The sequence below is a fragment of the Bellilinea sp. genome (assembly GCF_053501535.1).
Map to the genome: position 1 here is coordinate 1 of NZ_JBRCOK010000002.1, position 12,558 is coordinate 12,558.

11 protein-coding genes and 1 tRNA gene are annotated in these 12,558 nt (G+C 50.7%); all 12 read right to left on the bottom strand.

Going from position 1 to position 12,558, the window contains the following annotated elements; all coding sequences use genetic code 11:
- Positions 1 to 191: 191 nt before the first annotated feature.
- The 12 genes from ACWIZX_RS00030 to ACWIZX_RS00085 all read right to left on the bottom strand — a co-directional run bounded on the left by ACWIZX_RS00030 (position 192) and on the right by ACWIZX_RS00085 (position 12,374).
- Complete coding sequence (locus ACWIZX_RS00030; RefSeq protein ID WP_448334405.1) at positions 192 to 725, bottom strand: hypothetical protein; 534 nt, start codon at positions 723 to 725, stop codon at positions 192 to 194.
- A gap of 512 nt (positions 726 to 1,237) precedes the next feature.
- Positions 1,238 to 1,309 (bottom strand) — tRNA-Ile (locus tag ACWIZX_RS00035).
- Between the two features lie 83 nt (positions 1,310 to 1,392).
- Positions 1,393 to 2,361, bottom strand: a complete 969-nt coding sequence (locus tag ACWIZX_RS00040; RefSeq protein WP_322791649.1) for an ROK family protein — start codon at positions 2,359 to 2,361, stop codon at positions 1,393 to 1,395.
- An 85-nt stretch (positions 2,362 to 2,446) separates the two neighbouring features.
- Positions 2,447 to 3,361: a sugar phosphate isomerase/epimerase family protein gene (locus ACWIZX_RS00045; protein WP_448334406.1), complete on the bottom strand. Its 915-nt coding sequence runs from the start codon at positions 3,359 to 3,361 to the stop codon at positions 2,447 to 2,449.
- A gap of 18 nt (positions 3,362 to 3,379) precedes the next feature.
- Positions 3,380 to 4,543, bottom strand: coding sequence for a Gfo/Idh/MocA family protein (locus ACWIZX_RS00050; protein WP_448334407.1), 1,164 nt, complete (start codon positions 4,541 to 4,543; stop codon positions 3,380 to 3,382).
- 15 nt (positions 4,544 to 4,558) lie between these two features.
- The gene (gene deoC / locus ACWIZX_RS00055) at positions 4,559 to 5,302 is read right to left on the bottom strand and encodes a deoxyribose-phosphate aldolase (RefSeq protein WP_448334408.1); all 744 of its coding nucleotides are present in this window, start codon (positions 5,300 to 5,302) and stop codon (positions 4,559 to 4,561) included.
- Positions 5,303 to 5,320: 18 nt separating this feature from the next.
- On the bottom strand, positions 5,321 to 6,403 hold the full coding sequence (locus ACWIZX_RS00060) for a Gfo/Idh/MocA family protein (protein ID WP_322791645.1): 1,083 nt from the start codon (positions 6,401 to 6,403) through the stop codon (positions 5,321 to 5,323).
- Between the two features lie 25 nt (positions 6,404 to 6,428).
- Positions 6,429 to 7,397: an ABC transporter permease gene (locus tag ACWIZX_RS00065; protein ID WP_448334409.1), complete on the bottom strand. Its 969-nt coding sequence runs from the start codon at positions 7,395 to 7,397 to the stop codon at positions 6,429 to 6,431.
- Entirely contained in the window at positions 7,394 to 8,362 is a 969-nt protein-coding gene (locus ACWIZX_RS00070) for an ABC transporter permease (protein ID WP_448334410.1), read from the bottom strand. The genes ACWIZX_RS00065 and ACWIZX_RS00070 overlap by 4 nt, the downstream gene beginning before the upstream one ends.
- Positions 8,359 to 9,879 (bottom strand): sugar ABC transporter ATP-binding protein, encoded by a 1,521-nt coding sequence (locus ACWIZX_RS00075; RefSeq protein ID WP_448334411.1) that lies wholly within the window; start codon positions 9,877 to 9,879, stop codon positions 8,359 to 8,361. The genes ACWIZX_RS00070 and ACWIZX_RS00075 overlap by 4 nt, the downstream gene beginning before the upstream one ends.
- Positions 9,880 to 9,882: 3 nt before the next feature.
- Positions 9,883 to 11,022: a substrate-binding domain-containing protein gene (locus tag ACWIZX_RS00080; RefSeq protein WP_448334412.1), complete on the bottom strand. Its 1,140-nt coding sequence runs from the start codon at positions 11,020 to 11,022 to the stop codon at positions 9,883 to 9,885.
- Between the two features lie 107 nt (positions 11,023 to 11,129).
- A complete protein-coding gene (locus ACWIZX_RS00085) occupies positions 11,130 to 12,374 on the bottom strand; it encodes an ROK family transcriptional regulator (RefSeq protein ID WP_322793072.1) in 1,245 nt (414 codons plus the stop codon).
- Between the last annotated feature and the right edge of the window lie 184 nt (positions 12,375 to 12,558).

The following is a 12,558-nucleotide window of genomic DNA, read 5'->3' on the forward strand; positions in this document are numbered from 1 at the left end:
GTCCAGATGCGGACCAGCCCACGAAATCTATTTCCGCCTCTGATCTTATATGGAAATTTTTTGCAGCACACCCCAAACCGTAACCGCTTAGTCTCCGAAAACAATTTACTCCTTTTTTATTTCAGGGAATGGCTGGTTGGCTGCATTCCTTAGGGCTCTGCTACGGTAGGAGCAGATTTTTCGAGTTCCGTTCAACCCCTTCCAGAACGAAGCGTATTGGTAAATTGGCGGTTTTTGGCACGCTCCGGATCGGTATCTTTTGTAAATTGCGCTTCCAGCTCGATAAGGTCAGGTTCACGTTGCAGTGAAGGTGCGGTGGGCTTTTCAAGCCCAAGTCTTGCTCCCGGCAATAAACACAAAATCACGAGTAATACACCACAAATGAGGTAAACCAAATGATTGAGAATTGGTGTTCCCCAAAGCAAAATTTGCAATCCAAGCCACAAAATGAGCAGAACACTTTGTACCAGAGCCGCAGCCCAGGCCCAACCCAAGCGTTGCCATATTCCATAGGTTATCACCAGCGGACTTACGCCCATTATCGCTATTAACAGTAAACCGGGGATGACGAAATCGATAATCGGCAAGTTTCCTAATATTCTTGCTGATGAACCCATCTCCGCCCCGCCTGGATCAGTTAGCAGGGTAGTACCTTCAATCAACCCACCCAGTCCAAGCAGGACAAGGAATATCATCAATCCATAGCGTGCAATTTTTGTAATCATAATATTTCCTCACAGTCATACATCATCCGTCCTGTAAAAACCCAAAAAAAGATGGTAGAAAATTTTTCAAGATCCCTGTAGTTCCAATTAACAAACGATCGAGGGAAGAAAAAACATCTCGCCCCGCCATTAAAGATACAGCTTTTCACAGACACATCAAACTCACCAGGAAAAAACCTACTTCTTTTTATTTTGCATCAAGGTATCTGGTTTTTGTCAAGACATAGTGAAACCGCCATCGCTATATGGTGCGTAAACATTGGCGAAACCTGCTTCACCAATCTTTTTCTTTTAACATCTTCCTTTTTTCTATTATAGGGAGTGTTAGGCGATTCTCTGTATCTATTAAATTAAGGTTTTGTTAAGGTTTTCGCTCGAAAAGTAGGTTTATGTAGTGCAAGAAGGATTCGGATGGCATCCCTCGATGGTACGTTCGACCAATCCGGTAGCAGTGAGCCCGGCAGGATTCGAATAGCATCCCTCGATGGGACGTTCGACCAATCTGACAGCAGTGGGCCCGGCAGGATTCGAACCTGCGACCAAGCGGTTATGAGCCGCGCGCTCTGCCGCTGAGCTACGGGCCCCGGCGGCATTGGCTTGCCTTGCAGCCAAATTATATCACATTGACATTTCGCTGAGAGTAAAATGATAAGCAAATAACCGCTGGCTAACCCAGCCGCTTCGCCGCCCAACAGGCCGCCCCAATCACCCCGGCATGATCTCCCAGCCGCCCCGGCACAATTTCCACCTGTTCAACCGGCATGATGTGCACCCGCTCGCGCATCGTTTTTTCCATCGGGTCAAGTAGCAGCCGCCCAGCATGAGCAACCCCGCCGGTCACAATAATCCGCCGAGGGCTGACCGAGGCACACAAGCTGGAAGCCGCTACCCCCAAATAAAAGCCGGCCTGTTGGTAAATCTCACAGGCAATCTCATCTCCTTTCAGAGCCGCTTCTGCAATCAAAGCAGGAGTGATGGCGTTCAGGTCATAAGCACACAACTCGCCGATTTTGGTGGTCAGTCCCTGTGCAACAGCCTTCATACCCATTGCCGCAATTGCCGGCCCGGAAGCAAACGCCTCAAGACATCCGTAATTACCACAGCCGCAACGCGGGCCGTTGAAATCAATCACCATGTGGCCCAGTTCACCAGCCGTGCCCCCAATCCCCAAATGCAATTGGCCGTTAATCACCAGGCCGCCGCCAATGCCTGTACCAATTGCCAGCACTGCCACCGTATCCACACCCTGACCGGCTCCAAAACGCCACTCCCCAAAGGTGATCGAACGCACATCATTCAGCAGTGCAACCGGTAAGCGGGTTTTTTGTTGCAGTACATCTCGCAGGGGCACATGCGGCCAGGTACCGGGCAGGTTGGGCAGGAATAGCGTTTCACCCTTTTCAAGGTCAAGCACGCCCGGCACGCCAATACCAATCCCGCCTATATTCTCTGTTACCAGTCCGGCAGTCTCAATCATCGCAAGAAATAAATCTGCCATGCGCTGCATTACCGCATCATGCCCTTCGCGTGCCAACGTCGGAACGCTTTGTTGAAAGAGGACATGACCGGTTTCCACATCCACCACTGCCGCACGCAAGTTGGTTCCGCCCAAGTCACAGCCAATATATCGCTTCATAACTATTTATTCTGAAATTGAGTATTCAGGAGAGCTGTGCCCGACAGGCCAACACTCGCCGGGCACAGCCTTGACCAGATTGAGATTAGTGGATATAGGGTTTCAACACATCTCGCGCAAGGTAAAATCCGCGCTTGACCAGCTCTTCGCTGCCTTCAAAGACTCGATCCTCATGTTCAATGCTGACGACATAATCATAGCGAGCCGCTGTCAACGCTGCAAAGAACTTCCCCCAATCCATATCGCCCAGACCGGGTAAACGCGGCACCTGCCAGCCCATGCCTTGTGAGAGTACCCCGTGATTGTAAAGCCCTTCGCGGTCAATATGCAGATCCTTGGCATGAACATGAAAGATTTTAGCGGCAAATTCGCGTACAACCCGCTCATAGTCAATCATTTGCAACACCAGATGAGAGGGATCAAGATTTAAGCCGAAATTGTCTTCCGGAATAATCTCCCACATCCTTCGCCAGATGGCCGGTGTGCTGGCCAGGTTATTACCACCCGGCCACTCATCATACGAGAAAATCATCGGGCAGTTTTCAATGGCAATCTTCACCCCTCGTTCCTTTGCATATTGCACAATCGGCGGCCAGATTCGCGCATAATCTTCCAGATTCTGCGGCACAGTTTTGTTTTTATCCTTCCCGATGAATGTACCCACCACGCCAACTTCCAGCAAAGCCGCCGCATCAATCACCTTTTTAAGATGGGCAATCACTGTTTCGCGGTGCTCAGGATCAGGATGCAGGGGATTGGGATAGTAACCTAAGGATGAGATCATCAAGCCATAGCCTTCCAGCATTTTGCGAATCTCTCTGGCTTTGGCTTGATCCAGCTGGACAACATCAAGATGGGTCACCCCCGCGTAACGGCGGGTGGCTTTTTCGTGCGGCCAGCAGGCAATTTCAATCGCCTGAAAACCGCTCTCTGCCCCCCAACGGGCAACCTCTTCCAGCGTACTGCCGGGCAATGCGGCGGTAAAAAATCCCAGTTTCATCGTTCCCTCCATTTCAAATTAGACTTTGGTCCAGACTTTTTCTTTGGCACTGCGTTCGATGGCTTCACACAATTGCATTTCGTAGTGACCATCGGCAAAAGTTGGAAAATCAGGGGGCTTGCTGTAATCCCCGTTCAGGATATAGGTGTACACCTTATGGTAAAGTTGTTTGAAAGTATCCGGGAAACCCTCATTATGACCACCCGGATAGGAAGTTACCGCGCGAGCTTCGGGTGAAAGCAGCGCCGGGTCTTTCATGATAATCTGATTGGGTTGAGTGCGATGACCCACCCACAATTCATTGGGGCGTTCCGAATCCCATGCCAGCGAGGATTTTGAGGCATTAATCTCAAAAAACAGGCGGTTTTTTCGCCCTGAACAAACCTGCCCCACTGTTAAGACACCCCGCACATCATTCTCAAAGTGCAGCAGAATCGTTGCATAATCCTCCGTAAAGATGGGTTGATCCACGTAATCTTCTGGCTGGAGAATCTTACCTGTGTAAGTTTCGACCGGTTTGGCAGGTTTCTTGCGCACCGGATGCATGGTTTTGAAATCCGCAAATACTTCGACTACACGCAATCCGGTTATAAAAGTGATTAAATCCAGCCAGTGCGATCCAATATCACCCACCGCGCGCAGCGTTCCGCCCAATTCTGGTTCAAGCCGCCAGTTCCAATCCGTTGGGAATAACAGCCAATCCTGCAAATACGAACCTTGTAGAATGAACAAATCCCCCAATTCACCACTCTGCACCATACTGCGCGCCTGTTGAACCAGAGGATACATGCGGATGTTGAAATTCACTGCATTGACTTTACCGCTTTCCTTTGCCAGCTGCACCAGTTCCGCCGATTCGCGGGTATTCATTGCCAGCGGTTTTTCACAGACCACATGTTTGCCAGCCAGCAGCGCCGCTTTGGCGTGAGGATAATGGAGATAATTGGGGGTCGCCAGATGGACAACCTGAATATCCTCGTCCTTCAGCATTTCCTCCAGCGAGCCGTAATTGCGCGGAATACCCATTTCGGCTGCCTTCTGTTGCGCTTTTTCGCGGGTATTCTCAGCCAAACCAAGCACGGTAATCCCGTTACGGCGCAGGGCTTCGATGTGAGCAGGCCCAATGAAACCAGTACCGGCAACCCCAACGCCTATCGTGGATTTGCTTTGTTGCGGTGTCATAATCATCCTCCCCTGTCAGTACTCCCCACCGATTTTCACTTCACCGGCAGAGGTTTGTTCACCAGCCAGACGTGCTTTGAAGTCATCCAGAATCTTCGCGGTTGCTGTGGCTCCGCAACGGGTTACCCCGGCTTCAATCACTGCCAGCAGCGCATCCAGTGTCCGCACCCCGCCAGCCGCTTTGATCTGCACTTTCTCACTGACCGAGCGTCGCATCAAACGCAGATCCTCCAGGGTTGCCCCGCCGGGGGCAAAGCCGGTCGAAGTTTTCACCCAATCGGCACCCGCTTTTTCAGCCAGCTGACATCCGCGCACTTTCTGCTCATCCGTCAGATAGGCATTCTCCAGAATCACCTTGACTTTTACCCCACGCGCATGAGCCACATCACATACGGCCTTAATGTCCTGGAAAACAAAATCATCATTGCCGGAACGCAGCTCGCCAATGTTGAGCACCATATCCAGCTCCACCGCCCCGTCATCCATGGCGCGCTGTGCTTCGGCTACCTTGATCTCAGTAACGCTGCTGCCGTGCGGAAAGCCAATCACCGTGCTGACCAGCACATCCGAGTCTTTCAATTGCTCGGCTGCCAACCGCACATGACAGGGTTTGACACACACGGTCGCCACGTGGTAACGGGCTGCCAGTTGACACCCTTCAATCACCTCCTGAGAAGTTAACTCCGGACGCAACAATGAATGGTCAATTACCTTGGCCAATTGTTCATAACTGATTGTTTTCACATCGATGACTGTCATGATACCTCCAATAAAGATTTAGAATTTTCGCCACAAATCAATTGGTTTTTCAACCTGCGGCGGATTGTACGGAAACTCAATCCGTCGGCCTTCTCCGGCGGATTGATAAGCAGCATACAAAATTTTCAGCACTTCGCGCCCGTCTTCCCCGGTTTCAATTGGTTCTTCTTTTCCAAGCACGCAATTGACAAAATGCTGCATCTCCTGCGGGAAGCCATAATTCCAGACCTCCTCGAACATGGTAAACGTCCAGCCGCGGGTCGTACCGGCTTTTTCCACGGCATAACCGTACCCTTCCTGGCTGTAAGTCCACAACGAACTTCCCTTTAACAAATCGGCGCGGGTGTTGCCTTTTGTGCCATAAATCTCACAGCGGTCATCCACGCCGCCGCCTTTTGCCCATGAATTTTCGGCAATGTTGATCTTGTTGCCCTCGTACTCGATCACCATAATCGAGTGATCTTCACCTTTGGTGCGGTTATGATGGACAAACGTGTTGCAATAAGCGGTAACGCTTTTGACTTTGGGTTTACCAAACACCCAGCGTCCGTATTCAACCGAGTGACAACCCATATCTAACAGCACACCCCCACCCGAAAGGTTCACATCCCAGAACCAGGGCATGTGTGGTCCGTCATGTTCCTCGGATTGTTTGACCAGGAACGGTTCACCCAAAGCACCTTCTTCAATCAGCTGCTTTGCGCGTACATACTTGGGCGCAAAACATAATTCCTCAGCATACATCAGCAGGACACCCGCTCTTTGAGCAGCCTCAATCATCTGGTCAGCCTCTTCTAGCGTCTTGCAGAGCGGTTTTTCGCAGATGATGTGCTTTCCGGCCGCCGCTGCATCCAGCGCAGCCTGACAGTGCAGGTAATTCGGGATAGCTATCGTGATCACATCAATTTCTTTCATCTTCAACATCTCACGATAGTCATTGAACGCATTGGGGATGCCATGGGTTCTGGCAAATTCCCCTGCCCGATTTGGGGAGGCCACAGCTACTACTTCTGCATTGTGAACATAATGCTTGAAAGCATGTGCATGGATATCGCTGACGAATCCAGCCCCAATCATGCCAACCTTAACTGTCTTAGTCATGGCTTACCTCCTGAAGTGAGAAAATTTACTGTCTGAAACCGCGCTGCCTGCCATAAATTGAAATCATGACCAGCAGCGTTGCACCCAAAACCATCCTGCGCACGGAATCGGGCATTTGCATGGTTGTCAACAGGCTGGTAATCAAGGTCAGCACGATGGCACCCGCCATTGTGCCCCAATAACTGCCTTTACCTCCCGAAAGCAAAGTGCCACCCACTGCCACGGCTGCGATAGAAGGAAACAAGAACGGCTGTCCCAGCGCAATGAACACCACACCCGTATTGCCTACCACCAGAAATCCACCAAATCCAGCCAGTGCACCTGCCAGCGAATACACCGCCAGATTGGTTGCGGTTACATTGACTCCGGAAAGCTTGGCAGTCACCCGGTTAACACCGATTGCAAACAAATGCTTACCAAAAGTTGTTCGTTCCAATAACAGCCACATCAGAATCCCAAAGATAATCCAGATGATGATGGCATTGGGTATTGGAATACTGGATGAGAGTGGACGGGCGATCAAGCGCGTCATAATGGGAGCCACTTTTCCGCTCACATTGCCGTGATTAATGATAATGATCAGGCCGGTCACCACACCGGACATACCCAGCGTCATTACAAATGGAGATATTTTTAAGAAAGTAATCCCCAATCCGTTCACGAAACCGATCAAAGCGCCTACCGCCAGTGAAATCAGCAATGCCAGCAGGACTTTATCATCCTCTCCTTTCACGGTGACGTAGGTAAGGATTGCCGTTAAAGTCACCACCGAACCCGCCGAAAGATCAATCCCTTCAAAACCGCTGATGATGACCAGTGTCTGGCCGGCTGCAATCACCCCCAAAAACACCGCCAGCCGCACAATGTTGGTAGCCTGAGCAATGGCAACATTTATATCATTACCAAAACCGTTTGGCAAAAACCCCGAAAGCAGGAAAAGGATGATTGCAAGCAAAATTGCTGCAACAGGAGGTGAAATACTCAACCTTCTCATAATTTTTTCCTCCGCAGCAGATTGATCATACCGGGAGCCGCCAGCGCCACCACAATGATGGTTGCCTTGACAAAAGTCTCCCACCAGGTATCAATCCGCGAAAAGGAAATAATGTTTTGAATAATCCCCAGCGTAATCGCACCCACCACCGGGCCTGCCACTCCCCCAACACCGCCGCTCAAGGCGGTACCGCCAATAACGACGGCTGTAATGGAAGTCAACGTCATCGGCACACCGATTTCGGCATTCCCCGAACCGCTCAACATCGTAATGGCAATCCCCGCCAGTGCTGCCATGAACCCGGAAACCACGTAGGTACTGAAAAGCACCCAGGTTACCGGAACAGCTGTTTCATAAGCCGCTTCGGCGTTCCCCCCAACCGCATAGAGGTAATTCCCAAACCGGGTTGATCGGATGTACATCCAAATCACCAGCACGACCGCAATCACATAAAAGGCGAGCGGCAAACCCAAAGGCGTTGTGTTTCGGTACACGTTAGCAATATCGGCTGGAATGCCGCCGCCCGGGTTTGGTAGGATGAACAAAGCAAAACCGACGTACAGGAAACTGGTAGCATAGGTGGTAATAATCGGTTGTAAGCGCAGGAAAGCAATGAAGAAACCATTGATCGCCCCCGCCAGTATACCCGCTGCCAGCGAAACTAAAACATACGCCCACATTTTTTCCGGCGATCCGTTCAATCCAACCTGCGTTGCCAGAATGGTGTTAACAATCGAAACGATTCCACCCACTGAAATATCAATACCTCCGCCCAGAATCACAACGGCCTGCCCGGCAGCCAGCAAAATCATCGGCAGGAAAACACGCATGTTGCTGTTCAAAGTATCGCGGGCGAACATGTTGGGCTGTAAGATAAAGTTGATGATCAGTGCCACAACCAGTAAGAGGATGGCAAAGAAGGCGGGATAGCGGTTCATCATTTCATCCCAGGAAAACCTTTTCATGCCTCACCTCCGTTGGAAACACCCATGCTGGCAGCAATCAGATTTTCCTTGGTCAAAGAAGCGCCTTTCAGTTCAGCGCGAATTTTTCCATCATGAAGCACAATCACCCGGTCACATAGCCCAATCAATTCATCATCATCGCTGCTGTAAAACAAAATGGATTTCCCTTGCTGTGAAAGATCGGTCAGCAAAGCATAAAACTCGGCTTTGGTGTTGACATCCACCCCCTTGGTCGGGTCATCCAGCAGGTAACAATCCGGATCACGCAACAGCCATTTTCCAATAACCACCTTTTGGGCATTACCGCCCGAAAGGCTGCTGACCGGAGCCATCAAGCCAGACATGACCAGACTCAGCCTTTCACTGATTGCCAGAGCATCCCGCTTTGCAAGTTTCATCTTAAGCGGGAATCCATATTTCTGCCATGATGGCAGTAAAAAATTTTCCAGTATCGAGCGAATATAGAGCAACCCTTCCTTTGCCCGATCACCCGGCACAAGCGCCAGTTTTTTCTGCATCGCCTGGCGGGGATGCTTGAACCGCACGACTTCACCCTTAATCCGAACCATACCCTGGTAGGGAATATCCCCAAATAATGCCAGCAGTAAATCTCGCTGGCCTTGCCCCTGTAAACCGCCAATTCCCAGCAATTCTCCCTGCTTAACCTTCAGGCTGATACCCCGCAGCGTTTCGGTAGTCAGACTTTCAACTTCTAAGTAAACTTGATGATCCACTCCGTTTGTTTCTTCAGCAGCGGCTGCTTTAGTGAACTGAAAGACCTTTTCTTTTTCGGTCATCAGTTGAATCAAATCTTTCTCCGTTATATCTTTGATGTCCCCCTGCCCAACCGTTTTACCATTCCGCAGGACACTATAACGATCTGCTATTCGGAAAATTTCTTCCATGCGGTGAGAGACAAAAACGATTGCTTTACCTTCTTCTTTCCAGCGCTTTACCAGTTCAAACAAACGCTCCACCTGACGGCTATCCAGGCTGGCGGTTGCCTCATCCAGAATCAAAATGTTTGGATTGAGGCTGATGGCTTTCAAGATTTCTACAATTTGTTTTTCATCCGGGTGTAAATCGGATACAAGCGTTTCCGGTCGTAAATCAGCTTTGAAGGTTCCGCTGAACAGATCCAGCAAGGCCTCCGTCTTTTCTCTCATCACCTTGCGGTCAATCATCCCGTTGGTTTTCAGCGGTTCGCGCGTCAACCAGATATTATCCGCTACCGTCATTTTGGGGACCAGACTGAGTTCCTGAAAGACGGTAGCTATGCCCATCTTGCGAGCTGCCTGCGGGGAAGAGAAGCGCACGGGTTTACCATCAAGGAGTAGTTGTCCTCCATCGAGGACAACTACTCCGTTGATGACCTTACTCATCGTGCTTTTGCCGCTTCCATTTGCCCCGATCAGTGCAACTACTTCACCTGAATGAATATCCAGGTTCCCGTCAGAAAGCGCAACCACACCCCCATAACGCTTGACTATATTGCGGGCAGAAAGCGACACACTCATAGTTTATTTCAAGAAGAAGGTATTCAGAACTTCCTGATCGGTCATGATGCCGTCCAGCAGGTAGGCATCCGGCTTATCCTTGCAGATGTCCAGCCCTTGCTGCAGGTTCGCTTTGGTAATGACAATCGGCACCGGGATGACGAACGACAAACCATTCGCACCACCCAGTTTGCTCTTGTCTACCTGCTTGCCCAACAGCATGTTCACCGCAATCCGCAAGCCAGTCGGCGATACACCCGGCGGATTGGCTACCGCAATGGTCTCAAAGTCCGGGCGGTCCTTCAACACCTCTTCCCACAACTTCAGGAACTGGCAGCGGCCTTCACCTACACCCACCGGGAACTTCGCCGGATTGGCCGCAATTACCGCCTGCAACGCACCAATCGCCATCCCGTCCTGCGTCCAGTACCCATCCAGATTCGGGTACGCCGCCAGGAAGTTCGACATCACCTGCTGACCCGTCGCTTCATCCCATTTGCCGGTATCCTTCGCCAGCACCTTGATGTCCGGGTACTGCGACAACACCTCGTCCACCCCTTCCATCCGCGCTACATTCGCCGGATGTCCGGGGAAACCTTCGATCAGCACAATGTTGCCCTTGCCGCCCAATTTCTCGGCCAGCCATTTGGCGCTCGTCTTCGCCCATTCCTTCTGGTCAATGCCCACGTTGTACACGCCCGGCACATTCAACTCCTGATCCACCGAGATCACAATGATCCCCTTGCTCACCGCTTCCTGCAGTGTCGCATTCAGACCATTTACATCACTCGGATTGACCAGAATCGCGTCCACTCCCTTCGCCATCAGATTCTGCAATTGCTGAATCTGACCGGCTACGTCCGTATCCGCGCTCTCGATCACCAGCTCGGTCGTCAACCCTTTGTCCATGTACTCCTTGTTGACTTCGATCAACTCCGCTATCATCTGCGTCCGGTATTCGCTGCTGATGAACGGATTCGAAATCCCAATCGTGAAGGGAGGTCCTTTTGACTCAACCGGTGGTTGAGTGGGTTGTTGTCCGGTTTGCGGTGGTTGGGTCGGCTGAGCCACCGAAGTAGGGGTTGCGGGTGTACCGCAGGCTGCCAGAATCATGGAAAGCACCATGATAAAGGCAAGAATGGTAAAGAGGGGTTTTCTTTGCATGTTCATCTTCTCCTTCTGGTAAGTTTTTCGTTCAAACAAAAATTCGGACAAACGATCATTGGGATATTTTGGATGACGTCAACACCTCCTTTCCACTAAATCTTCTTTCAGATGGTCATGGTTGGTTGATCTTCGATGACGAACAGGTATTCGAGCGCGAGAGCAACCGCGCCAGTCACTCCCGCATCGGCACCCATGCGCGAGAAATTGATGGCCAGATGCGTGGTTGCCAGTGGCAGGGAACGACGCAGCACTGCTCGACGGATAGAAACCAGTAAATGATTGCCGAAATTGGCAATGCCCCCACCGATAAAGATGTGACTGGGATTGAAGAAATTAACCAGCCCAGCCAGCACATCCCCAATCATTTGACCGCTGGCACGAATGATCTCCAATGCGGCCTGATCTCCTTCGCGGCAGGCGGCATTGACGTCTTCAGGGCGTAAAACGCCGCCGTTAAGATCCATTAAATTTTTGAGGAAAGGACTGCTGCCGTTCAACGCGGCTTGCATGGCTTTTTCTGTAATCGCCGGGCCAGCCGCCATCGCCTCCAGACAACCGGTATTACCGCAGCGGCAGATTGGTCCGTTTTTATCCACACAAATATGTCCAATATCACCAGCGCAACCCGTGCTGCCGCGGTGGATTTTTCCATTGGAAACGATGCCGGCCCCAATACCGGTGCCGATTTTTACAAAGATAAAATGATCCACATTGATTCCATCACCGGCGCGTTGCTCCCCCAGCGCCATGATGTTGACATCGTTGTCTACGACCACAAAAGCGTTTGGAAAAGATTCCTTCACAAATCCCCGTATCGAGAAATTTTCCCAATCCGGCATCAAAGGTGGCGCAACCAGCACCCCGCGCGCAAAATCAACCGGGCCGGGTACGCCAATACCAATGCCCAAAATCTGATCAGCCCGGCAACCCTGCAACTCTATCAGGTGAAAGATGATCTCGACACAGCGCCGCAAAAAGGGTTCCGGGCGTTGGCGTACATCGGCTGCTTCGCTATAACGTTGTAAAATACTTCCTGAAATATCCGCCAGCGCAACATCCACACTGGTTGCACCGATATCCACCCCCACTACAAAACCAAGGTTGCGGTTAATACAAAGCAGGCGGGGTTTTCTTCCACCCTGGGAAATACCCTCGCCTGCTTCCATAAGGAAACCCTTTTCCACCAGATCGCGAATATCATGAGCCGTCTTCGCTTTGGACCAGCCGGTCATTCGGGTAATATCCGTACTGGTAATACAGCCCTGCCTGCGCAATGCACGGATAATTTCCGCTTCTGCGCTGTTCAACAAAATCGGGGCTTTGATTCGTGAGCGAAGGGTATTGTTCATGAATTGGGGTAGAGCGAAGATCGAAAATCAACGCTGATACAGGGACGTTTTTATCGCGAGAATCTGCGATAAAAACAACTTGCCCTTATTATTACAAAATCCTTTCGTAAATTCAATAGACGGTTTCGTATATTTTATTAAGAACTTCGTTTATTTGATAGACAAAGTTCTTACTCTCGAATGA